The 23,496-nt window shown below is 69.8% G+C and carries 20 protein-coding genes; 13 read left to right on the top strand and 7 right to left on the bottom strand.

Features of this window, described 5'->3' with window-relative positions; all coding sequences use genetic code 11:
* Positions 1-49: 49 nt before the first annotated feature.
* From EV651_RS37345 to EV651_RS37360, 4 genes are all read left to right on the top strand, one after another.
* Positions 50-1,387: a hemolysin family protein gene (locus EV651_RS37345; RefSeq protein ID WP_133790248.1), complete on the top strand. Its 1,338-nt coding sequence runs from the start codon at positions 50-52 to the stop codon at positions 1,385-1,387.
* Positions 1,384-2,463: a hemolysin family protein gene (locus EV651_RS37350; protein WP_133790250.1), complete on the top strand. Its 1,080-nt coding sequence runs from the start codon at positions 1,384-1,386 to the stop codon at positions 2,461-2,463. The genes EV651_RS37345 and EV651_RS37350 overlap by 4 nt, the downstream gene beginning before the upstream one ends.
* Before the next feature lie 188 nt (positions 2,464-2,651).
* Positions 2,652-3,722: an NAD(+)/NADH kinase gene (locus EV651_RS37355; protein WP_133790252.1), complete on the top strand. Its 1,071-nt coding sequence runs from the start codon at positions 2,652-2,654 to the stop codon at positions 3,720-3,722.
* 11 nt (positions 3,723-3,733) lie between these two features.
* Positions 3,734-4,828: a mannose-1-phosphate guanylyltransferase gene (locus EV651_RS37360; RefSeq protein WP_133790254.1), complete on the top strand. Its 1,095-nt coding sequence runs from the start codon at positions 3,734-3,736 to the stop codon at positions 4,826-4,828.
* Positions 4,829-4,884: 56 nt separating this feature from the next.
* Here the strand turns inward: EV651_RS37360 and EV651_RS37365 are convergent, their stop codons facing one another.
* The 3 genes from EV651_RS37365 to cofD form a co-directional block, all read right to left on the bottom strand.
* Positions 4,885-5,562, bottom strand: a complete 678-nt coding sequence (locus tag EV651_RS37365) for a DUF3105 domain-containing protein (RefSeq protein WP_238157443.1) — start codon at positions 5,560-5,562, stop codon at positions 4,885-4,887.
* A 125-nt stretch (positions 5,563-5,687) separates the two neighbouring features.
* Positions 5,688-6,662 carry a coenzyme F420-0:L-glutamate ligase gene (locus tag EV651_RS37370; protein WP_133790258.1) on the bottom strand — a complete coding sequence of 325 codons (975 nt, stop codon included), beginning with the start codon at positions 6,660-6,662 and terminating at the stop codon, positions 5,688-5,690.
* Positions 6,659-7,636, bottom strand: a complete 978-nt coding sequence (gene cofD, locus EV651_RS37375; protein ID WP_133790260.1) for a 2-phospho-L-lactate transferase — start codon at positions 7,634-7,636, stop codon at positions 6,659-6,661. Before cofD ends, EV651_RS37370 begins: the two co-directional genes overlap by 4 nt.
* Positions 7,637-7,750: 114 nt before the next feature.
* Between cofD and EV651_RS37380 the strand changes: the two genes are divergently transcribed.
* The 4 genes from EV651_RS37380 to EV651_RS37395 all read left to right on the top strand — a co-directional run bounded on the left by EV651_RS37380 (position 7,751) and on the right by EV651_RS37395 (position 14,233).
* On the top strand, positions 7,751-9,016 hold the full coding sequence (locus EV651_RS37380; protein ID WP_133790262.1) for a hypothetical protein: 1,266 nt from the start codon (positions 7,751-7,753) through the stop codon (positions 9,014-9,016).
* 350 nt (positions 9,017-9,366) lie between these two features.
* Positions 9,367-9,618 (top strand): WhiB family transcriptional regulator, encoded by a 252-nt coding sequence (locus EV651_RS37385; protein WP_020389877.1) that lies wholly within the window; start codon positions 9,367-9,369, stop codon positions 9,616-9,618.
* A 224-nt stretch (positions 9,619-9,842) separates the two neighbouring features.
* Positions 9,843-12,755, top strand: a complete 2,913-nt coding sequence (locus EV651_RS37390) for a glycosyltransferase family 2 protein (protein ID WP_133790264.1) — start codon at positions 9,843-9,845, stop codon at positions 12,753-12,755.
* Entirely contained in the window at positions 12,752-14,233 is a 1,482-nt protein-coding gene (locus EV651_RS37395) for a DUF5719 family protein (RefSeq protein ID WP_133790267.1), read from the top strand. Before EV651_RS37390 ends, EV651_RS37395 begins: the two co-directional genes overlap by 4 nt.
* Here EV651_RS37395 and EV651_RS37400 read toward each other — a convergent pair whose 3' ends face one another.
* Positions 14,234-14,617: a DUF3499 domain-containing protein gene (locus tag EV651_RS37400; protein ID WP_130382495.1), complete on the bottom strand. Its 384-nt coding sequence runs from the start codon at positions 14,615-14,617 to the stop codon at positions 14,234-14,236. It abuts the gene before it with no gap.
* Between the two features lie 31 nt (positions 14,618-14,648).
* Between EV651_RS37400 and EV651_RS37405 the strand changes: the two genes are divergently transcribed.
* The 3 genes from EV651_RS37405 to EV651_RS37415 all read left to right on the top strand — a co-directional run bounded on the left by EV651_RS37405 (position 14,649) and on the right by EV651_RS37415 (position 17,144).
* The gene (locus EV651_RS37405) at positions 14,649-15,095 is read left to right on the top strand and encodes a metallopeptidase family protein (RefSeq protein WP_238157444.1); all 447 of its coding nucleotides are present in this window, start codon (positions 14,649-14,651) and stop codon (positions 15,093-15,095) included.
* Positions 15,096-15,304: 209 nt separating this feature from the next.
* Positions 15,305-16,387 (top strand): Gfo/Idh/MocA family protein, encoded by a 1,083-nt coding sequence (locus EV651_RS37410; protein WP_238157445.1) that lies wholly within the window; start codon positions 15,305-15,307, stop codon positions 16,385-16,387.
* Entirely contained in the window at positions 16,380-17,144 is a 765-nt protein-coding gene (locus EV651_RS37415; protein ID WP_133790268.1) for a ThuA domain-containing protein, read from the top strand. The genes EV651_RS37410 and EV651_RS37415 overlap by 8 nt, the downstream gene beginning before the upstream one ends.
* A 4-nt stretch (positions 17,145-17,148) precedes the next feature.
* Here the strand turns inward: EV651_RS37415 and EV651_RS37420 are convergent, their stop codons facing one another.
* From EV651_RS37420 to EV651_RS37430, 3 genes are read right to left on the bottom strand one after another with little or no spacing between them, the layout of a single operon-like run.
* Positions 17,149-17,796 (bottom strand): ABC transporter ATP-binding protein, encoded by a 648-nt coding sequence (locus tag EV651_RS37420; protein WP_133790270.1) that lies wholly within the window; start codon positions 17,794-17,796, stop codon positions 17,149-17,151.
* Complete coding sequence (locus EV651_RS37425; protein WP_133790272.1) at positions 17,793-18,632, bottom strand: ABC transporter ATP-binding protein; 840 nt, start codon at positions 18,630-18,632, stop codon at positions 17,793-17,795. Before EV651_RS37425 ends, EV651_RS37420 begins: the two co-directional genes overlap by 4 nt.
* Complete coding sequence (locus tag EV651_RS37430) at positions 18,629-21,733, bottom strand: FtsX-like permease family protein (RefSeq protein ID WP_133790274.1); 3,105 nt, start codon at positions 21,731-21,733, stop codon at positions 18,629-18,631. The genes EV651_RS37425 and EV651_RS37430 overlap by 4 nt, the downstream gene beginning before the upstream one ends.
* A 171-nt stretch (positions 21,734-21,904) precedes the next feature.
* Between EV651_RS37430 and EV651_RS37435 the strand changes: the two genes are divergently transcribed.
* Together EV651_RS37435 and EV651_RS37440 are read left to right on the top strand one after the other, a co-directional pair.
* Positions 21,905-23,290 carry a phosphomannomutase/phosphoglucomutase gene (locus EV651_RS37435; protein WP_133790276.1) on the top strand — a complete coding sequence of 462 codons (1,386 nt, stop codon included), beginning with the start codon at positions 21,905-21,907 and terminating at the stop codon, positions 23,288-23,290.
* Positions 23,291-23,494: a Trm112 family protein gene (locus tag EV651_RS37440; RefSeq protein WP_133790278.1), complete on the top strand. Its 204-nt coding sequence runs from the start codon at positions 23,291-23,293 to the stop codon at positions 23,492-23,494.
* The last annotated feature ends 2 nt before the right edge of the window (positions 23,495-23,496 follow it).

The raw sequence follows: 23,496 nt of genomic DNA on the forward strand, positions 1-23,496 counted from the left end.
GGCTGACCCCGCGCTATGGGAGTCGCCGGAGTTCTCATAAGGTCGTCCCATGCTGATCCTGGCCGGCCTGGGCCTGATCCTGGTGCTGACCGTTGCCACTGGCTACTTCGTCGCCCAGGAGTTCTCGTACGTCGCTGTCGACCGGAGCCGCCTGCGGACACTGGCCGCGGACGGGGACGCGGCTGCCGCACGAGCGCTGAAGGTCACCGCGCGCCTGTCGTTCGTGCTGTCCGGCGCGCAGGTCGGCATCACGATCACCGCGCTGCTCGCCGGGTACTTCGCCGAGCCGTACCTCGGTGCGGGGCTGGAGAACGTGCTCGGCGGGGCCGGCGTACCGGACGCCGTGAGTACGTCGGTCTCGGTGATCCTCGCCTTGCTGCTGGCAACGATCATCCAGATGGTGCTCGGCGAGCTCGCGCCGAAGAACCTGGCGATTGCGAAGGCCGAGGCGATCGCGCTCCGCCTGGCCCGCTCCACCCTGCTGTACCTGGCTATCGCCGGCCCGCTGATCCACCTGTTCGACTCGGCGTCGAACCGGATCCTGCGCCGCGTCGGCATCGAGCCGGTCGAGGAACTGCCGCAGGGCGCGACCGCGCAGGAGCTCGACAAAATCATCGAGACGTCGTACGAGCACGGCCTGCTGGACCAGGACACGATGCGGCTGCTGGACCGCGGCCTCGACTTCCGCGGCCGGACCGCGGGTGAGGCGATGGTCCCGCGGGTCGACGTCGTCACCGTGCACCGCGAGGAGCCGCTGACCCGGGTCGTCGAGCTGCAGGACACCGGGCACAGCAGGTTCCCGGTGATCGGGGCCTCGGTCGACGAGGTGATCGGCGTGGTCGCGATCGGCGAGGTCGTCGAGCTCGAACCGGCCGATCGCGCGACGATCGCGGTCGGATCGCTGGCGTCGCAGCCGGTCGCCGTACCCACGACCCTCCCGTTGCCAGCGGTCCTCGAGCGACTCCGGGTCGCGCGCCGGCAACTCGCCATCGTCGTCGACGAGTACGGCGGGTTCGCGGGCATCGTGTCGCTGGAGGACATCGCCGAGGAGCTGGTCGGCGAGATCCGCGACGAGGACGACCTCCCGGAGACCGGTCTGGTGCAGGGCGGCGACGGGACCTGGGTGGTGCCTGCTCGACGACGGGTCGACGAGGTCGCCGAGGTGACCGGCGTACAGCTGCCCGAGAGCGACGACTACGAGACGGTGTCCGGTCTGGTGATGGCGCGGCTCGGCCGGATCCCCGACGTCGGTGATTCGCTCGTCGTCGAGCTTCCGCACCGGATCGACCACGACGGACGGCCGGTGCCGCCGGAGTTCGTGCGGCTCACGGTGCAGACCGTCGAGCGCCGGGTGCCTGGCATCGTCGTGATGGAGCGGACGGCATGAGTACGACGCTTGCGCTGATCATCTCCGCCGTACTGCTGGCGTTGAACGGGTTCTTCGTGGCCGCCGAGTTCGCGCTGGTCGCGTCCAAGCGGCACCGGCTCGAGGAGGCCGCGGCGTCCGGAAGCCGTTCGGCCCGGGCCGCGATCGCCGGCGTCAGCGAGCTGTCGCTGATGCTCGCGGGCGCCCAGCTCGGGATCACGTTGTGCACGCTGGGCCTCGGCTCGCTGAGCGAACCTGCGGTCGCGCATCTGCTGCATCCGCTGTTCGAGCTGGCGCACATCCCGGAAGGCGTCGGGCACGTGATCGCGCTGATCATCGCCGTCGCCGGGATCGGCCTGCTGCACGTCCTGCTCGGCGAGATGGCGCCGAAGTCGTGGGCGATCAGCAACCCCGAGCGAGCGGCGCTGGTGCTGGCGATGCCGTTCCGCGGATTCACGTACGTCTTCCGCCCGCTGCTGAGCGTCCTCAACTGGATCGCGAACCTGTGCGTCCGGCTGGTCGGCGTGACGCCGCAGAACGAGATCGCCAACGCGCACGGCCCGGACGAGCTGCGGCTGCTGATCGAGTCCTCGCGCGAACACGGGACCCTCGAACAACCCGAGCACGAGCTGCTGACCGCGATGCTCGCGCTGCAGAACACCACGGTCGGCCAGGTGATGACGCCGATCGCCCGGCTGTCCACGGTCCCGGCGTCCGCGTCGGCCCGCGAGGTGGAGCTGACCAGCCGCCGCGAGGGTCACTCCCGCCTCGCGGTCGTCGGGCCGCGTCCCGACGGGTCCACCGGGATCTGCGGCATCGTGCATGTCCGCGACGCCGCCCGCGTGACCACCGCAGGCGACACCACGAGCCGCGCGTCGGACTTGATGACCGAGCCCCTCGAACTAGGCGACAACACCCCGGTAGCCAGGGCGATCCGCACCATGCGCGACGAACGCGCCCAACTGGCCGTCGTCTGCGGCGGCAACACCGCGATCGGCGTAGTAGCCCTGGAGGACCTCCTGGAAGAGGTCATCGGCGAGTTCGACGACGAAACCGACCCCATCATCACCGCCACCCACCCCACCCCACCCACCTGACCCGCCAGCAGGACCGCTCGCCGTCGGGCGTTGCACAGGCACTGGGGGTGGTCGTACAGGAAATAGCCTGTTCAACGCCACCGCCACGCGGGTCCACGCCCGCCGGCTGGAGCGCGGGCGCGGTGGGTGCGGGGCGCGGTGGTGGGGCGGGCTACCGTGGGGCGGGGAGATTGTGGAGGAGGAGTGGCGTGCCGATCAGGCGGCTTGGGCTGGTGGTTCATCAGGGGCGGCCGGTGGCGGTGGAGACCGCGCAGACCGTCCGCCGGTGGGCGACCGCGCACGGCATCGGCTGCACGGACATCGACGTCTGGAAAGACCATCAGGAACGGCGTACCGGGACCGACGAGCTGCATCACGCCGGGGATCCGGATCTGGTGGTCACGCTCGGCGGTGACGGGACGTTCCTGCGCGGCGCGCGGATCGCGGCCAAGAACAACGCCGCCGTCCTCGGAGTGGATCTCGGGAAGGTCGGTTTCCTCACCGAGGTCGCGTGCAAGGACGTCGAGGAGGCGCTCGAGGCGGTGCATCACGGCGGAGCGACGTACGAGGAACGGATGACGCTGACGATGCGGGCGTCGCGGCCGTTGGAGATCCCGAGCGGGATCGAGTCGCTGCTGCGCTACGGGCACGGGCCGTCGTTGCCTCCGCCGCCGGTAAGGCACGAGATGGCCGAGGGCGACGGCTGGGGGATGGCGCTCGACGTGACCGCGTTGAACGACGTCGTGGTGGAGAAGCTCGCGCGCGATCACCAGGTGGCGCTCGGCGTGTACCTGTCGGGCCGGCTGCTGGCGTCGTACTCCGCCGACGCGGTGATCGTCGCGACACCGACCGGGTCGACGGCGTACAGCTTCGCCGCCGGCGGGCCGATCCTGTCGCCGAACACCGAGGCGATCGTGTTCACTCCGGTCGCACCGCACATGACCTTCAACCGCACGGTCGTCGCGGCACCGGACGAGCCGATCGCGCTGCGGGTGCTGCCGCACTCGGGGCAGGCCGCGGTCAGCATCGACGGACAGCTGCGCGGCGTACTCGATCCGGGGGACTGGATCGGGGTCTACGGATCACCACGGCGGCTGCGCCTGGTGCGGCTGCGTCCGCCGGACTTCTACGGGCGGTTGCGGGACCGCTTCCGGCTCACGGACGCACCGGCGACGGCGCTCGACGGAGAGGCCGAGTTGTTCTGGCAGCCCGCGGATTCGCCGATCCCTCCGGATCTGCAGCACCTCAGGATTCCGATGCCGCCTGGTGACGACCGGTAGGGTCTCTCCTCATGCGAAACGTGGTGATCCTGGCGGGTGGTTCAGGGACGCGGTTGTGGCCGATGTCCAGAGACGACAGGCCGAAGCAGGTGCTGCCGCTGGCGGCGGGACAGTCGCTGCTACGGGTGGCGTACAACCGGCTGCTGGGACTCGTCGCTCCGGAGAACATCTACGTCTGCACCGTCGGTGCGATCACCGACGTGGTGCGCAAGGAGCTTCCGGAGCTGGGCCCGCACAACATCATCGGTGAGCCGGCCCGGCGGGACACCGCGAACGCCGTCGGTCTCGCGTCCGCCGTGGTTGCACGCAACGATCCGGACGCGGTGGTCGCGTTCGTCGGATCGGACCATCTGATCAGCCCGGAGGACGAGTTCCGGGCGGCGATCGAGCACGGGTTCGAGGTGGTGGAGGCGCGCGGCCGGTCGCTCGTGACGTTCGGGATCGAGCCGACGCATCCGCACACCGGGCTCGGGTACATCGAGCGTGGCGCGCCGATCGAGGGTACGTCGGCGTACGTCGTGGACCGCTTCCGGGAGAAGCCCGACCGGGCGACGGCCGAGGAGTACCTGGCGACCGGGCGGTTCTGGTGGAACTCCGGGATGTTCGTCTGGAAGGCCTTCACGGTGCTGAACGTGCTCGACACGCTCCTGCCGGAGTCGGCCGCGCGGCTGCGTGAGGTCGCCGCGGTCTGGGACACCCCGGAGCGGGAGGCGACCCTCGCGGAGATCTACCCGAACCTGCGCAAGATCAGCGTCGACTACGCGGTCATGGAGCCGGCGTCCCAGGGCAAGGTCGACGCGGACGTGGTCGTCGTACCGATGCCCGTGCACTGGCTGGACGTCGGCTCGTGGGCCGCGCTCGCCGACACGTACGACGCCGACCCCAACGGGAACCGCACCGACAGCGTGACTCTGAGCTGCCTGCTCGACTCCCACGACAACATCATCGTCACCGACGACCCGAACCACCTGGTCGCCACCGTAGGCCTCCGCAGCCACATCATCGTCCACACCCAGGACGTCACCATGGTCTGCCCTCTGTCCGACGGCGAACGCGTAAAAGACCTGGTAGCCCAAGTCCAGTCCGACCACGCGAACTACATCTGACAACAGAACGCCCCCGAGGGGTTCCTCGGGGGCGTTCTGGTTGCATGGTGTTGGGGTCAGCCGCCGTTGGGTTCCTGGGCGTCGGTGGCTGGGTATTTCTCCATGAACTGTTTGAGGGCCTCGCCGCTGACGGAGCCGCAGAACTGGCGGTGGCCGAAGGACTTCTGGGCCGAGTCCGGGCCGCTCCAGTGGGCGAAGGCGAGGTTCTTGCCGTCCGGCCACGCCTTGCCGTCGGTCTCCTTGAACGGCGCCGCGATGAACTTGCCGAGCGAGCCGTCGGGCAGCTTGGACTTGGAGATCTTCTCGATCTGGTCGATCTGGTCCTTCGGCAGTGTGTCGCGGTACCAGAGGATCGTGTAGCCGTGCTCGAGGTTGTGCACCAGGTTCTCCACCGGGGGACGGTCGCCGTCGGAGTAGAACTTCTTGTCGAACGGCGCCCAGACCGCGTAGTGCGGGCCCGAGGACGGCGGGGAGACGGCGTACATGATCTTCTCGCCGTCGGGCCGGTGGTCCTGGGTACCGCCGGCCACGTCGTTGGTGGGCGCGTCGCACGAGGCCGCGGACGCGGCGACACCGAAGTCGGTCAGGGCCTGGTTCTTGGTCCGGGAGTCCTGGATCAGCTTGATCGCCGGGTAGGCGATGATGGCCAGGCCGACCACGATGGAGCACACCACGATGAGGATCGTGCGGCGGCGGTCCGAGCGGGCCTGCTCGCGCTGCATCTTCTCGATCATCTCGCGGCGCGACTGTTTCTGCGACGACGCTTTACCCACAGTGTTGGTCTTCCCGGATCTGGGCGGCCACCGCGCCGCCGTGCGAAGGCAGTGTACGAGGTGCCCCTGAGAAGTTGCCTAGAAAACTATCGGGACCGTGAGCCGAACGTGACCGTCGCCTCGTTGCCCGGTCCCGGACGCACCGCCACGCCGTACCCCTCGGCGTGCAGCAGCACGGCCAGGCGCTCCGCGACCATGCCGACGGTCACCGGATCGTCACCGAACACCGTGACACCGTTGTCAGCCGCCTCGAGGCGGACACCGTCGACGTCAGCCAGCAGTCCGGACCACAGCGCCGGATCGGCCTCGCGTGGCCCGGCCGGCGGTTGCCGGTCGAGTACGGCGGCCCGCGCGGCCTCCCGCGTTCCCAGGCTGAACATGTCGTGCTCGGCGTCCCGCACCAGCGCCCGCGCACCCGGCCCGTGCTCACCGGCGGGCAGTACGGCGTCGTCCAGGCCGCGCAGTACGGCGACCGGCACGCCGTCCGCCTTGCCCTTGACCAGTTCGCTGGCACCCGCGATCTCGTCGGCGAGCGCCGGCTCGGTCACCGCGAGGACGTTGCCGTGGCTGTCCGTCGTACCCCGCAGATCCTCCATGACGCGGACGCCGGCGGCCCCGATCGCCAGGTCGGTCTGACCGTTGCGCCACGGGCGGCCGAGCGTGTCCGTGACGACGATGCCGACATTGACGTCGTACCGCTGCTTCAAAGCGGTCCGCAGGTCGCGGGCCGATGCGTCGGGGTCGACCGGGAGCAGCAGGACCGACCCGGGCGCCGTGTTGGACGTGTCGGTCCCCGCCGCGGCCATCACCAGGCCGTGCCGGGTCTGCACGATCCGCGTCTCACCGCGCTGCGCGACGACCCGCACGAGTTCGGCGTCGATCGCCTCCTGGCGGGTGCCGTACGTCAGCCGGCCCTCCGCCTTGCTGACGATCTTCGACGTCACCGAGACGACGTCGCCGTCGCGCAGGTCCGTGCCTTCGGCGATCAACGCGGCCAGGTCGTCACCGGCCGCCACCTCGGGCAGTCCGGTCACCGGGAAGATCTCCAGGTGCTTCCTCATCGCCGCACGGCCTCCGCGAGGGTCAGGGCCGCGTCAGCCATCGCGGCGGTCTTGGTCTCGTCCGTCATCCACAACGGCACCGCCTGCACGTGAATTCCGGCCCCGGCGATCGAGTCCGCCTGGATCGCGTCGGAGGAGTCGATCAGCCAGCCGTCCAGTACGCCGCCGGAGGCGCGGGAACCGTAGTACCGGGCCACGGCCGACGCGGTGGACGCGACACCGACGGTGGCCAGCACCTTGTCCGCCATGCCGCGGACCGGACCCGTGCCGATGATCGGCGACAACCCGATGACCGGGGCCTTCGTCTCCCGGACCGCGTCCCGGATCCCGGGGACGCCGAGGATCGTGCCGACGGAGACCACCGGGTTGGACGGCGGCACGATCAGTACGTCGCAGTCCGCGATCGCCTCGAGTACGCCGGGTGCGGGCTTGGCCTTGTCCTGGCCGACGGCAATGATCTGGTGCGCGGGGATCCCGGCCTGGTAACGGACCCAGTACTCCTGGAAGTGAATGGCCTTGCGCCGCCCGGGCTGCTCCGGGTCGTCCACCACGACGTGGGTCTCGATCCGGTCGTCACTCATCGGCAGCAGCCTGACCGGCAGCTTCCAGCGGGTGGACAGCGCCTCGGTGACCGCACTGAGCGTGTAGCCGGCGTCCAGCATCTGGGTGCGCACCAGATGCGTCGCCACGTCGCGGTCGCCGAGCCCGAACCAGGTCGGTTCCACGCCGTACGCCGCGAGTTCCTCCTTGATCACCCAGGTCTCGTCCTCGCGGCCCCACTTACGCTCCTGGGAGATGCCACCGCCGAGCGTGTACATCACGGTGTCGAGGTCCGGACAGACCCGCAGCCCGAACAGGGTGATGTCGTCCGCGGTGTTCCCCACGACGGTGATCTCGGCGTCCGGACGGGCCTTCAGGAGCCCGAGCAGGAAGGTGGAGCCGCCGATGCCGCCGGCCAGCACTGTCAATCGCATGGGAAGAGTCTGCCCGAGTCGTCAATGCGGCGGACCACCGCACGACTATGCTGCGGAGGGTCATCACATCCGCACAGCTCAGTTGTACGGCCCCCCAACATCCGAGGAGCCCTCGTGGTCACCGACGCAACCAAGAAGCTCAGAGAGCCGGTCGCGTACATCCTGCTCGCATACTCCGGCCTGCTCGCGCTGGCCGCGTTGATCCGGCTGTTCGTCGGCGGAGCGGGTTTCGTCTCCGCTTCCACCTACGTGTCGAACCTGCTCATCCCGTTCGGCGGCCAGCTCGGCCTCGCCGGGCTGGTGAGCGCCGTCGCCCTGGTCGGCGCGGTGTGGCTGGTGAACGAAGGTGAGCGGACCCCGAATGCGCGGATCGTCGCGCTGGCCGCACTCGTCATCACGGGCGTGACCGCGCTGATCCTCCTGATCGCGGGGTTCGCCGGCTTCAACGACAACGGCACCGCTGGTCTGAAGATCTTCAGCTTCCTCATGGTGCTCGCCGGCCTCGCGCTGTACGCCGCCGTCGGCTTCTACGTCCTGAAGACCTTCCAGGCACTCCCCGCGCCGGTGCGTGCGCCGAAGCCGGGTCAGTTCCAGCAGGGTCAGCCGGGTCAGCAGTACGGCCAGACAGCGCCGTACGGTCAGCAGCAGGGCTTCGCCCAGCAGGGTTACGACCAGGGTCAGCAGGGCCAGTTCGGCGGCCAGTACGACCAGGGTCAGCAGTACGGCGGTTACGCCGCTGCTGGTGGTGCCGGTGCTGTCGGTGCCGCAGGTGGCTATGTCGCGGGCCAGGACCAGGCCCAGCAGTGGCCGCAGGAGCAGGGCTGGAACCAGGGCGAGCAGCAGAACTGGTCGGCCAGTGAGGCCGAGGCCCAGCAGGCCGGTCAACACTCCGCGCAGCACGCCGGTCAGCCGGGTGCCGAGCAGGCGTGGCCCGCAGAGGGCCAGAGCGCCGAGCCGACGCAGCCGTGGAACTCCGAAGGCCAGCAGCAGTGGGGCGGCCAGGACCAGGCCCAGCCGGCGCAGCAGTGGCCACAGGAGCAGCAGTGGCGCGGCGCTGACGCCGGCCAGCAGCAGTGGGGCGCTCAGGAGTACGGCCAGCAGACTCCGGCCGGCCAGGAGTGGGGCCAGCAGGAGCACGGCGCTGTCGAGGGTAGCCAGCAGCCGGCGGAGGCCCAGCAGGCTCAGCAAACATGGCAGCAGGAGCAGGCCTGGCAGGCCGAGGAGACCCCGGCCGCCGAGCAGCAGCCGGGTGCTGCCGACCCGGCACCGCAGGCCGAGGCCGCCGACGAGACCCGGATCGACCCGCGGGCCGAGTCGGACAAGAACGACCCGAACCAGCAGGGCCAGGGCCAGCAGGGTTGGTGGTCGCAGCCTTCCTGATCAGGTAACAGCAAGGGCGGTTCTGTGCCAGCAAGGGACAGCAAGCCCTTACCGAACCTGCGGGAAAAATCCGGGAACAACGGGGTTTGAGCCCGGGTACACAGCGCGAGAGGCCTGTATCTACAGGCCTCTCGTTCTTTTGCGGCCATGTTGCGGATGATCCCAATAGCAGAGCACGGCTTGACTTTCGTGGATTGCAGGAATGTAATTTCAACCGTGTCGTTCGTTAGGACACTCGGTATCGGGGACCGTTGCAGAGCGCAGGACGGACGAGGTCAGGCATGTGGACCGCAAACCCACATGTACAGGGGAACGAACAGGGTCGAGGAGGTCGTACCGTGACAGAGCTGATGGCGATTGTCGACGGTGAGGCGATCGAGGAGGAGCCGAACTGGCAGGAAAGGGCGTTGTGCGCCCAGACCGATCCAGAGGCTTTCTTCCCGGAGAAGGGCGGTTCCACCCGCGAGGCCAAGAAAGTGTGCCTCGGTTGCGACGTCCGGGGCGAGTGCCTCGAGTACGCGCTGCAGAACGACGAGCGCTTCGGGATCTGGGGCGGCCTGTCGGAACGGGAACGCCGCAAGCTGAAGAAGAAGGCCGTCTGACGGCCCGACCGCAGCGAACAACTTCACGTAGGACTTCCGCGAGGCCCCGGGGTGATCACCCCCGGGGCCCGCGGCTTTCCCGACCTGAGCCCGCGGCTTTCCCGACCGGGGCGGTGGGGCGGGGGAGTTGGATATGGACGTTGCGACGGCGGCTGTATGGTGAGTGCTCGCCGGGACTGCGGTCACGGTGACCGTCCGCAAGCATCGAGGTGTCACAGCTCCGCATGGAACAAGAAGCCCCGGCCGGCTGGGAATTCTTCGACTCCGTCGACTTCCCGACCGATCACATCGACGACCCGATGGGTCGTCCGCGGGTCCGGCATGTCGTCACCGCGGTGGTGGTCGGGCATGAGGGCGCGGCCTGGCTGCCGCGGCTGTCCGAGGCGTTGTGGGCGCTCAACCCGCGCCCGGACCGGCTGATCGCGGTCGACACCGGATCCACCGACGAAACCGCCGAACTGCTCGCCGCGATGCCCGGCGTGGAGCCGGTCGTCAGCGTCTCTGCGCGGACCGGCTTCGGGATGGCGGTGGCCCGCGGTCTCGAGACGCACGGTTTCGCGCCGATCCCGAGTGCCGTCGGTCCGTACGGCGACGACGGCCACATGCCTGTGGTGGAGTGGCTCTGGCTGCTCCACGACGACTGCGCACCGGCGCCGAAGGCCCTGGAGAAATTGTTGCTCCAGGCCACTATGTCGCCGAATACCGGTGTCTGGGGCCCGAAGCTGCGGCTCTGGCCGCGGGACCGGGAACTGCTCGAGGTCGGCGTCACCACGTCACTCGGCGGCCGCCGCGACACCGGCATCGAGAACGGCGAGCTGGACCAGGGCCAGCACGACCAGCCGCGGAACGTCCTCGCGGTCAGCTCGGCCGGCATGCTGGTACGCCGCGACGTCTGGGAGGCACTGCACGGTTTCGACCCGCGGCTGCCGATGTTCCGCGACGACATCGACTTCGGCTGGCGCGCCAGCCGCGCCGGCTACCAGGTCGGGGTCGCACCCGACGCGGTCGTCTACCACGCGCAGGCCGCGGCGACCGGCGAGCGAGCACTCGCCGGCACCCGTCGGCACGCGTACCAGCTCGACCGCGCCCATGCGTACTACACGGTTCTCGCGAATGCTCCCGGCAAACTGCTTCCGCTGCTGATCCTGCGGTTCCTGCTCGGCACCGTGATGCGGTCGATCTGGTTCCTGCTCGGCAAGACACCGTCCGGCGCCGTCGACGAGTGGACCGCGTTGCTCGGCACCCTCCTGGCCGGTGGCTGGACGCAAGCACGCAAGAACCGCCGAAGTCTCGACCAGGTGCCGTACGACGACATCAAGGGACTGTTCTCCCGGTCCGTGCACGCACTGCGGCACAACCTGGAGGAGACGACCAGCACGATCTCCGAGCGGATCCGCGAAGCCTGGGCGGACGAGCCGGAAGAACAAGTCGTCACCACCGCCCGGCGAGCCAAGTCCACTGCCCGTGTAGCGGTCGACCAGCCGAGGTGGCGGCGTCAGCTGATCCGGCGGCCGTTCCTGATCGCATGGGTCGTGCTGGCGATCGGTGCGCTGATCGCGGCGCGCGATCTGATCGGCGGCGGCGTACTTCGGTCCAACTTGTTGCTGCCCGCGCAGGAGAACCTTGCGGCGTTGTGGCACGCAGCTGCGTCGGCTCCGCCGGGCGTGACGCCACCTGCTTGGCTGGCGCAGTTCTGGGCGTTCTCGACGGTCATGTTCGGTCCTACCGGTGCGGTGAACGTTCTGCTGCTCGGCGCGGTACCACTGGCCGGTCTGGCCGCGTGGGCGTTGCTGCGGGCGTTCGTCGTCGACCGCGTCGCGCGGGCCTGGGGTGCATCGGCGTACGGGCTGGCTGTTTTCACGAACGGTGCGATCACGCAGGGGCGGATCGGGACGTGTGTGGCGGCGATCGTGCTGCCCCTGCTCGGTGCCGCTGTCCACACCGTTGCCCGACGGCGGCGCGTGGTTGTTCAGGGCAGTTGGCGGGCCGCGTGGTTCGCGGGGATCTGTCTGGCGGTGCTGTTCGCGTTCACGCCGGCACTGGCTCTTCTGGTCAGCGTCATCCTGGTCCTCGGCGCGGTGCTGGGGCTGGGCTGGCGGCGGCAGGGACGCCAGCTGGTCTTCTCGGTCGTGCTTGGCCTGCTGCTCGTGCTGCCGTGGACGCTGGAGCTGGTGCAGCACCCCTCGAAGCTGGGGCAGGAGGCGGGCGGCCCGCCGACCGCTGCGATCGGTCCGGGCGACAGCCTGCCGCATCTGCTGACAGGTACGCCGGTCGGTGCGCCGGTGCCGTGGTGGTTTGTCGTACCGCTGATTCTGGTGGCTCTGGTCAGTCTGCTGCGTCAGTCGCGGCAGCGGTACGAGCTGGTCGGTTGGTTCGCCGCGCTGGCCGGTCTGGCCGCGACGCTGGTTGCCAGCCGGCTCGGCGGTGGCAGCGGGCCGCTGATGTTCCTCATGACTGCCGGCTGGATCATCACCGTGGCGGTCGCCTGGGACTCGGTCGGCAAGTCCACCGAGATCATCGTCCAGGGCGTGCTCGGGATCGTGTTGCTGACGACCGTGGTGACGGCCGGCTTCTGGCTGGTGCGAGGGACCGACGGTCCGTTGTGGCGTGGTCCCGCGCAGGACCTTCCGGCGTACCTGGTCGCTTCGCAGGATCCGCCGGACAACCAGTCGATCCTGGTGGTGCGGAAGGCGCCGGAAGGCCAGATGCGGTTCTCGCTGGTCAAGAACGGCGGACCGCGGATGGGAGCGCTCGAGGCGGCGCCGACCGCGGCACAGACCAAACCACTCACGGATGTCCTGTCGACCCTCGGTGGTGGCGGTAGCGGTGAGGAAGGCCGGCAGTTGGCCGGTCTCGCGATCGACTACGTGTACCTGCCCGGTCCGGTGGACCCGACGCTGCAGTCGACGCTCGACTCGCTGCCGGGCCTCACCAGGGCCAGTGCGAACGACGGCGACGCCTCGTGGCTGGTCGACCGGTCGAAGGTCAAGGGCCAGACGCCGCTGGTCGACCAGACCCACACGGTCTGGCGCGTCCTCGGTCTGATCGGCTGGATCCTCGCATTGATCTTCTGTCTGCCGACGGTGCGCCGCACCGTCGCCGTACCGCAGGGCACTCACGCGAGGAGGGAGCGGTGACCCGGTTGCTGTCCGACCCGCGTCTCCGGATCGGAGCCGTCGTCGTTGCCATGGCCGCGCTGGCAGGGATCGGTGTGGTCACCCACCCCGGGAAGGCCGACACCCGCGCACAGGCCGCCGTCACCGAGCCGGCCCGCACAGTGGTGAACCGTACGGCGCTGTCGTGCCCGGCGCTGTCTCCCGGCGGCAAGATGACCAGCGTGGTCAACGGAGTGGCACCGACGCTGCCCGAAGGTACGCCGACCGCGCCAGGGGCCGCCGAGCCGTTGACGATCGCTCCGCTGCCCGCCACGTCGGACCCGGTCGGATCGCTGCTGAAGCGCGGAACGATCGGTTCGAGTGCCGTGGTCGTGAAGCCGGAGCCGCTGTCCATCAAGGGCACCGGACCGCTGGCCGCGGGGACGGTCGGCACGAGTACGACGACCGCGCAGGAGGGCGTGAACCGCGGCATGGCCAGCGTGCCGTGTCAGGTGCCCGGTTCGGACTTCTGGTTCGTCGGAGCCTCCGGCGCGAGCGACCGGCGGGACGTGCTGGTGCTGACCAACCTGGACAGCGTCAACGCGGAAGTGAACGTCAGTGTGTACGCGCGGACCGGTGCGCAGGACCTGCCTGCGGCCCGGGGGATTGTGGTCCCGGCACTCGGCACGGCCGAGCTGTTCCTCAAACAGGTTGCTCCGAACCTGCGTGACATCGCCTTGCACGTGGAGTCGACAGGTGGCCGGGTAGCGGCCGCCGTCCGGTCCAATCAGTCGAACGGCAGTCAGCCGGGTGGCGTGGACTGGCTGAACACCGCAGCGGCCCCCGCGACCAAGGTGTTCGTGCCCGCGGTGGCTCCCGGTGCCGGTCTGCGGATCCTGTCGGTCGCGAACCCGACCGACCTGCAGGCGACGGCGAGCCTGACCGTGAACGGGCCGAACGGGCCGTTCAAGCCGGCCGGGCTGGAGACCGTGCAGATCGCGGCCGGCTCGGTGAAGACGTTCATGCTCGACTCGGTGCTGCACGGTGACGCCAGCGCGATCACCGTGACCTCGGATCAGCCGGTGACCGCCTCGGTGCGGTCCACGGATGCGAGCCGGACCGAGTTCTCGTCGCTCGGGTCGGCGGAGGCGCTGACCGGACCGGCGTACCTGGTCATCCCGGCGCACAAGCAACCGGCGATGCTGCAGGTGACCGCGCCGGGGAAGACCGGCAGCGTGAAGTTCGAGCTACGGGACGCGGCGGACCGGGTGCTGACCACGCGGGCGCTGGACGTGGTCGGTGGTGCGACCGCACAGATCTCGTTCCCGGCGCAGCCGCGGCCGACGTACCTGATGGTGCAGCAGACGCGAGGGACTGTGGTCGCTGGCGTCACGCTGATGCCCGCGGCGAAGCCGGCCGAGGACGACGTACCGCAGGTGGCCGCCTGGCCGTTGACGACGTCGCTGGTGTTCCGCGCGCAGCTCGGCGCCCAACCGGACGTCACCGCAGCGCTGCGCTAGTCAGCCCTCGTTGGTGTTGGCGCCGGGGTCCTGCAGCATGCGGAGGTGGCCGCGGCGGGCTACCTCGACCGGGGCTCCCGGCGTACCGGCACCGGGCTCGCGGCGGGGGAGGGGGCGCGCTGCCTCGCGGACCGCGTTCGCCAGGGCTTCCAGGTCGTCGGAGGACGGGCCTGCGGCAGCGGGGTCCGGAGCGAGCCGGATGACCTCCCAGCCGTTCGGAGCGGTGAGGCGGTCGGCGTGGTCGGCGCACAGGTCGTAACAGTGCGGCTCGGCGTACGTCGCGAGTGGACCGAGGACACAGGTCGAGTCCGCGTAGACGTAGGTGAGCGTCGATACGGCAGGCTTCTGACATCCGGCGCGCGAACAGATCCTGGCGATGCTCACGACCAGACATTACGCCCACTAGGCTGAGCGCGTGACCGAGGCTCGCCGTCATCGCAGGCACATCGACCGCCACGGGCGTGGCATGCTCGGCCCGATCAGCCGGCCGAGCACGTTCGCGCCGCGTGGTCTGCCGCTGCAGCGGTCCGCCGCCGCGCAGTTCGACGAGGTGGTCGCGATCGAGGTGACCCGACTGGAGAAACGGCTGCCGCAGGTGGTCGCGCGGGTCGAGTTCGCCATCGAGGACGTGCCGAACCTGGACCTGGACGCCACCGAGATCCCGCTCACGCACGCCACCGGCGGTACGTCGCACGAGCCGTACCGGATCGTGGTCTTCCGGCGCCCGATCGAACTCCGCGCCGAACGCTCCGGCGCCGGCCTGTCGTGGCTGGTCCGCTCTGCCCTCGTCCTGGAGCTGGCCGACGTCCTGGCCCTGTCCCCCGAACAGATCGACCCCGACTTCGACACGGACGACGACTGACCCGTGTCATCACCCGGGGCCGTGGACAGGAACCGGTCCCGCTGCACAGGCAATAACCTGTTCACCGCCCCCGCCACACCGGCGTGCCCCCGACTTCGGCGCGACGGCGACCGAGACCGATCCGTTAGAACTAGTGGGTTGACCGGTGTTGAAACCTGTTCCGTAGTGTGGGAAGCGGTTGTGTCCTTCGTTGTCATCGGGAGAGGATCGTGTCTGTGAACGATCAAAAACTGCGGGTCGGTGTCGTAGGACTGGGCTTTGCCGGGCGGACGGCGCTGGAGGCGTTCTCCGAGCTGCCGGATGTTGAAGTGATCGGCCTGGCGGGCCTGGAGAAGGACACCCTGAGCAGTCTGGGCGAGAAGCACGGCGTACCGCATCTGTACGAGAAGTGGGAGGACCTGCTCGAGACGCCGGGGCTGGAGGCGGTCAGCATCGGTACGCCGACGCAGCTGCACGCCCCGATCGCACTGGCGGCCCTGCAGAAGGGTCTGCACGTTCTGTCCGAGAAGCCGCTGGCCAGGACCGTGGCCGAGGGCACCGCGATGGTCGAGGCCTCGAAGCAGGCCGGCCGGGTGCTGAAGGTCGTGTTCAACCACCGCGAGCGCGGTGACGTCGCGGCGCTCAAGCACCAGATCGACGAGGGACAGCTCGGCCGGATCTACTACGCGAAGGCGCACTGGATGCGCCGTAACGGCATCCCCGGGATGGGCGGCTGGTTCACCAATCGGGAGCTGTCCGGCGGCGGGCCGCTGATCGACCTCGGCGTCCACATCCTCGACATGGCACTGCACCTGATGGGCGAGCCCCAGGTCAGCACGGTGTCGGCCGACACGTTCGCCGAGCTCGGCCCGCGCGGCAAGGGCAGCCGGGACCCGAACGCGAACACGCTCGGATCGGCGTTCGAGGTGGAGGACCTGGCCACGGCGTACCTGCGGCTGAAGGGCGGCGGTGCGCTGCAGCTGGAGACCAGCTGGGCGACGTTCCGGGCGCCGGGCGACAACTTCGGGATCGAGCTGTTCGGCACCGACGGCGGCGCCAAGATCGAGGTGCAGAACTACACGAACGAGGACACGCTGCGGATCTTCACCGATGTCGGCGGCGTACCGGCCGAGGTGAAGCCGGCGACCGGCGCCGGGCTCGGCCACCGCGCGGTGGTGCGGGAGTTCGTCCGGATCGTCAAGAGCGGTGAGTGGGAAGGCCAGAACGGGTCCGAGGCGCTGCTGCGGACCGAGATCATCGACGCCTGCTACGCCTCGGCGAAGGCGGGACGAGAGGTTGTGCTCAATGACTGAGCGAAATCAAGGACCCATTCGTGTCACCGTCTGGGGCGAGAACGTCCACGAGGGCCGCGACGAGTCCGTCCGCAAGGTCTACCCGGACACCATGCACGAGACGATCGCGGCGGCCCTGCGGGACAAGCTCGGCGGTGACAGTCGAGACGTCGTCGTCCGTACGGCGTGGCTGCAGCAGGACGAGCACGGTCTGACCGAGGAAGTGCTCGCCGACACCGACGTACTCACCTGGTGGGGGCACGCCGCGCACGGTGACGTCGACGATGCGATCGTCGACCGGGTGCAGCAGCACGTGCTGTCCGGGATGGGCCTGATCGCGCTGCACTCGGCGCACTTCAGCAAGATCTTCATCAAGCTGATGGGCACCACCTGCTCGCTCGACTGGCGGGCGGAGAACGACCGCGAGCTGATCTGGACCGTGGCCGCCGGGCACCCGATCGCGCAGGGCATCCCGCACCCGCTGGTGATCGAGCGCGAGGAGATGTACGGCGAGCTGTTCGACATCCCGCAGCCCGACGAGCTGGTGTTCGTCAGCTCGTTCTCCGGCGGCGAGGTGTTCCGCTCCGGCTGCTGCTACCGCCGCGGCCAGGGCCGGGTCTTCTACTTCCGCCCCGGCGACCAGGAGTACCCGACGTACCACCAGCCCGAGGTCCAGCAGATCATCGCCAACGCCGCCAAGTGGGCCGCACCGACCAGCCCCCGTCAGCTGCCGACGGTTCACCACCGCAAGAACCCGGGCTGGTTCGAGAAGGCCTGATCTGTCAGAGCTTCCGCTGCCAGGTCAGGTGGCCTTCGTCCATGGTGGCGTGGCCGTCGGCGCCGGCTGCGACGTTGAGGTCGTGGGTAGCCACGATCACCGCGGCGCCGCGGCCGGCTTCCCGGCGGAGGAGGTCGAGGACTCGTTCACGGTTCGTGCCGTCGAGTTCGCTGGTGGACTCGTCGGCGAGGATGACGCGGCCCTGCTGTGCGAGTCCACGGGCGACGGCGACGCGTTGCTGCTCGCCGCCGGACAGTTCCTCGACCAGGTGGTCGCCGCTGTCCTGGAGCCCGACGTCGGCCAGTGCCTGCTCGACCTGTCGGTCGACCGTTTCCGGGTCGGTGCGCTGGGCGAGCAGCGGCAGACAGAGATTCTCCCGGGCAGTCAGCACCCGGGCCAGGCCGTTGCCCTGCGGGATCAGCACGACGCCGTGAGCCGCGGCCGCGGGCCGGTCGCTGATCGTGAGACCGTCCACCTCGACCTGGCCGGAGCTCGGCCGGACCGCTCCGGCGAGGGCCCACAGCAGCGAGCTCTTGCCGGCTCCGGACGGCCCACTGACCGCGAGTACGAACCCGGGCGGCACTCGCAGCGAAACGTCCGTCACCGCGACCAGGTCGTCGTAGGCGACGGTGAGGTTGGTGACCGTGATCACGACTGACCTTCTTGCTGTACAGGGCTCAGGCGAACGTCGCCGGCTTCGGTGGTGGTGACGCGGAGCAGGGTTCCGGGAGGCAGAAACTCGGCGACGTGCGGCGGCAGCGGCAGCGACCCGTCGGTGGCGACGACCGCGAACTCCTCACCGCTGCGCCCCTCGGATGCGATCCGCCCGTCGCGGATGGTGACGGTGCGGGGGAGCACCGCGGCGACGTCGGGGTCGTGGGTGACGAGCAGCACCGTCATGCCGGTGCTCGTGTTGATGGTCGAGATCGCGGCCAGGACCTCGTCCCGGGCCCGGTGGTCCAGTTGGCTCGTGGGCTCGTCGGCCAGCAGCAGGCCGGGGAACGTGGCGATCCCCACTGCCACCGCACAGAGCTGGATCTGGCCAGGCGTCAGCGAGGGCAACGGAGTACGGGAGTGGTCGGTCAGACCGACCAGGTCGAGTACTTCCTCCGGCGCCGGCAACGACCGATCGCGCGACGCGGCGCGCTGTGCGTAACGGACGTTGTCCACCGGGGACAGGTAGGGGATGAGATTGCGCCCGGCTCCCTGCAACACGATGCCGACGTCACGGGCACGCATCCGGTCGAGCTCGGGCTCGGTCATCGTGGTCAGGTTGTGTTCGCCGATCTGCAGCCGCCCGGCGCTCGGCGTCAGCAGACCGCCGCACAGCTGAAGCAGTGTGGACTTGCCGGCGCCGGACGGGCCGAGCAGCCCGACGAACTCACCGGGCCGCACAGTGATCCCGATACCCGACAAGGCAGCGACGTCATGGCCTTGGCTCCGGTAGATGTGGACCAGGCCGCTGGTGCTGATCGCGAGTCCGCTCATGACAGGTCCTCCCGGATCCGGCCGTAGCCCGCCCGCCGGTTCACGCTGGTGCCCAGCACCAGCGTTGTCGCCGTCAGCACGACGGTGCCGGCCAGCCAGAGGATCACCGCTCCGGGCCAGTTGATCGCCAGGTCGAGCGGAATCGGCGAAGGTACGGAGGTCTCCGCGAAGAGCGGGAACATCGGTAGCGCGATGTGGGCGCCGATGATGCCGCAGGCCGACCCGAGCAGCGCTGCCAGCGCGACCGGTCCGGTCTGTTCCCAGCGCGCGGCCCCTCCGGTCGTGCTCGCCGGTACGCCGTTGATCCTGAGGCTCGCGTAGTCCTGGGCCCTGGAGCGCCACGAGCTGACGCCCGTCAGCAGCAGGACGATGACCGCGAGGGCCCAACTGGCGATTCCGACGATCGGAGTGAGCTGGAGCGCGAGTGCGCTGGCGGAGCGCCCGTATCCGTCGATCCGGTCCGACCGCCGGTCGATGAGTGTGGGGGTGAGCCCGGCCGCGGTCAGGCCGTCCATGATCTTGCCGACGTTCGCGAGCCCGTCGGCGTTGAGCCAGAGCTCGAACTCCGTCGAAGCGCGGTCGACGCCCCCGCCGACCCGGCGGGCGGTCTCCAGGTCGAGGACCGCGACCCGCTCGGTGTGGCGCGGCACCGGGATCTGAGGGTTGCCGAGCTTGGCGATCGGGATCGAGATCCCGTCGAGGCCGGGCACCGTCAGAGCCTCGCCGGCGGCGTCCTGGCTCACCAGTGCGGGCACCGGCGTGGGGACCGCGGCGTACTGAAGGTTCAGCTCGCCGCCGAGGCTGGTCACGTCCAGCGCCAGCCCGTCAGGCGCGTTGCCGGCCGCGATGCTGCCCTGGTCGGCGCCGGCCTGCGAGTTGTCCGTCCAGTCCTGCATCCGGCCCAATGGGATCGACTGCTGGGTGTCGGTCGCCAGGCGGTTGATCGCGATCTCGCCTTTGAGACCGGCCGTGTCACCCACTTCGCGGGACACCCCGAGCCGGAGCAGCTGACAGGACGGCAGGCAGCCGAGCGCCGTACTCAGCGTGACCGGACCGCGGCGACCCACCGGTATCGGCGGGAAACGCACCAGATAGCGCCCCCCGCTGCGCTGGTTGACCACCGTCGCCTGCAGGATCACCGACTTGGCCGGCTCCTCGGGGGGAGGAGCCGCGTTTTCGCCGGCGGGTGGCTCGTACGGCGTCATCGCGCCGGCGTCGGCGGTCACCGTCAGCCGCTGACCGGTCAGCTCGATCGGCTTCGGCTCGGTGGGTGCCTGGAGCTTGCCGAAACTCTCGGCATCGGTGAGCCGATCGCCGTGGAAGGCGATCCGCCGATAGCTGTCCGACTCGATCAGCATGGCGCGCAGGCTCTCCGCGGACGGCGGACTGGTGAGCACGACGGGAGTCAGCCACCGCCGGTCCGGATCGACCTTGTCGGCTGCCGCGGTGAAGACGCCGAGGTTGGTGGAGTCGATCGCCAGTACCGCCTCGGCGCCGGTCTCGTAGCCGGCCCGGGTGTCCCGGTTGCGGTCGGCGACCGATGCCGCCTGCCCGGCGAACGAGGCCAGGCCGGTCGCGACGGCGACCACGGCGACGAGTCGCGTCACGGCCGGGCGCCGGGCCACCTGCAGAGCGCCGAGCGCGAGGCCGAGCCGTCCCGTGCGCAGCGCCTGCCGGCTGACCAGCCCCGCGACCGGCAGGAGCAGGTGTGCGAGGGCGAGTCCGGCTGCCAGAGCGAGCAAGGTGGGGGTCAGGATGGGGAGCGGGCCTCGTCCACCACTGGTCAGCCCGGTCACCAGCCCGGCCGACGCGACGACGATGACGGTGAGATCGATCAGGCCGATCGTGCGGTGGCGTCCGCGGAGCGGGATCCGCCGGAGCAGGCTGGAGATCGGCCGGCGGACGACGGTGCGAACCGACAGCGCCACGACCGTCAGTCCGACCAGAGCCGCCACGGCGACCGCCGCCGGAACCGTCCACGGCAGCTCCAGCGGCGCTGCTCCGCCCAGCCAGGCCGCTCGTACGGCGAGGAGCATCGCGAAACCGGCCGCCGCGCCGACCAATGTTCCGAGCAGCACGGGCACGCTCAGCTCGACGGCCAGTGTCCGGCCGGTCGCGCCGACGCCCGACCCGCGCAGTCGCGAGACCGCCAGCTCCGGTCGGCGCTGGTCGACCACCGTGGCCAACGCCAGCGCCAGCACGACCACTCCGAACAGGGCCACCTGCACCATCACCAGGGGGATGATCGTCGTGGCCTGGCGTCGCTCCGCCTGGATGCCGTCGATGACCCCGACCAGTCCTGAGCTGTTCCGCGCGTCGACGCCGCGTTCGGCGATCTGGGCTTCGAGTTCATCGGTCACCTGCCGCATCCGGTCCAGGTCGTCGACTCGCACGCTTCCCGGCTGCGGGCGGGTGTCCAGCGTCGAGTAGGGGTCCCAGTTGCCCGCGGAGAGGGTGCCACGCTCGGCGAGCAGGAAGTCGCCCAGCGGGGGCTGGGAGTCGCTGGCCTGCCGCGAGTTCCCGGTCGGTCTGCGGCCGAACCAGTAGGTGTCTTCGGCGTCCGCCTGGTAGATGCCGACCACGCGGAGCGGGCTGCGCTTGGGGTCGCTGGCGGTCTGGGCCCTGAGCGTCGCCCCGACCGTCAGGCCGAAGTTCTTCGCGTCCGCTGTCGATGCGGCGACCTCACCGGGGCCGCGGGGGCACCGGCCGGCGGTCAGTTCGAGTCGGTCGCAGTAGCCGTCCCGCCACACCACCCGGCCTTCGACGGTCGGTCTGTCGTTGCCGCGACCCCAGATCACTACGGCGGTCCGCCCGTACACGGGTGGGGTGAACAGTTGCTTCAGGTCGGCCGGGACGAACTGGGCGAGGTCCTCCGGCGGGGTCGACTCGGCCGGTCCGCCGACGGCGGTCGACGGCGTGCTCTTGAGCTGCCAGGCCGCGGAGTTCCACTGGTGCGTCAAGGCCTCGGTCGTGACGGTCTGTTCGACCGCCCGGGCGAACCAGGGCGCGAACGCCGCGCACGTACCGATCAACAGGCTGATCCCGCCGAGGACCAGACCTTGGGACCTCCGGTAGCGCAGAGCCTGCCGCAAGAACGTCATTGGCCACCCCCCAGCCGCCAGGCCACGCCGCTCGGTGACCAAGGACCGAACATACGAAACCGAAGGGGGCAACGTCAGGACGCCTGCTGACAACGATGCCCAGTTGTTGCCTGGAGTCGCCGGACCGAGGCTGGGATTCGGCTTTTCCGCCTGGCCGGATAGGGTCCGTGCATGGTTGATGTTGCGGGGATCTTCAAGGCTTATGACGTCCGGGGGGTTGTGCCGGACCAGTTGGACGAGTCGGTGGCGCGGGCGACGGGGGCTGCGTTCGTCGAGGTCCTGGACGTGCTCGGCGGGCCTGGCGCTGTCGTCATCGGGTACGACATGCGGCCGTCCAGCCCGGCGCTGGCCGCCGCGTTCGCCGAGGGCGTGGCCGGCACCGGCGCGGACGTGATCGACATCGGCCTCGCCTCCACCGACCAGCTGTACTTCGCGTCCGGGCGGCTCGACCTGCCCGGCGCGATGTTCACCGCCAGCCACAACCCCGCGCAGTACAACGGCATCAAGATGTGCCGCGCGGGCGCTGCCCCGGTCGGCTCCGACTCGGGGCTGCGCGACATCGCCGACCTGGTCGCGAAGGCCCTGACCGAGGGGCCGGCCGCCGGGTCCACCAGCGGTCACATCACGCACAAGGACCTGCTGACGGCGTACGCCGACCACCTGCACCACTTGGTGGACCTCGGCGGCATCCGCCCGCTCAGCGTGGTCGTCGACGCCGGCAACGGTATGGGCGGCCACACCGTCCCGGCGGTGTTCGCCGAGGGCCCGGTGACGATCGTCCCGCTGTACTTCGAGCTCGACGGCAGCTTCCCGAACCACGAGGCCAACCCGCTCGACCCGAAGAATCTGGTCGACCTGCAGGCCAAGGTCCGCGAGACCGGCGCCGACCTCGGCCTCGCCTTCGACGGCGACGCGGACCGCTGCTTCGTGGTGGACGAGAAGGGCGACCCGATCTCACCGAGCGCGATCACCGGTGCGGTCGCCGTACGGGAGCTCGCGAAGCACCCCGGCTCGACCATTCTGCACAACCTGATCACCTCCAAGGCTGTGCCGGAGCTGGTCGCCGAGCACGGCGGTACGGCGGTGCGAACACGGGTCGGGCACTCCAACATCAAGCAGAAGATGGCTGAGACAGACGCGGTGTTCGGCGGCGAGCACTCGGCGCACTACTACTTCCGCGACTTCTGGCGCGCCGACACCGGCATGCTTGCGGCACTGCACGTCCTGGCCGCGCTGGGTGAGCAGGACAAGCCCGCCAGCGAGCTGTTCGCCGAGTACGAGCGGTACGTCGCGTCCGGTGAGATCAACAACAAGGTCAAGGACGCGGCGGCGACGGTCGCGGCGATCGAAGACACATATTCTGGCGTCGACGGCGTGACCGTCGACCATCTGGACGGGTTGACCGTGTCGGCGGGACAGTGGTGGTTCAACGTCCGTGCGTCGAACACGGAGCCGTTGCTGCGGCTGAACGTCGAGGCGGCGGACCGGCCGGAGATGGAACGCGTCCGCGACGAAGTACTGGCCCTGATCACCGGCGCATCGGTGGAGGAGAACTGAATGGCAGTCAATCTGGACCCGGACCTGCTGAGCATCCTGGTCTGCCCGAAGTGCCGCTCGGAGTTCCGCGTGGACGACGAGGCGAACGAGCTGATCTGCACCAACGCCGCCTGCGGGTTGGCGTACCCGGTGCGTGACGACATCCCGGTGCTGCTGATCGACGAGGCCCGGGACACCAGGGAAACCACCGCGACAGAGAGCTGACA

It is taken from the genome of Kribbella sp. VKM Ac-2571, assembly GCF_004362255.1.
Lineage (GTDB): Bacteria > Actinomycetota > Actinomycetes > Propionibacteriales > Kribbellaceae > Kribbella > Kribbella pratensis.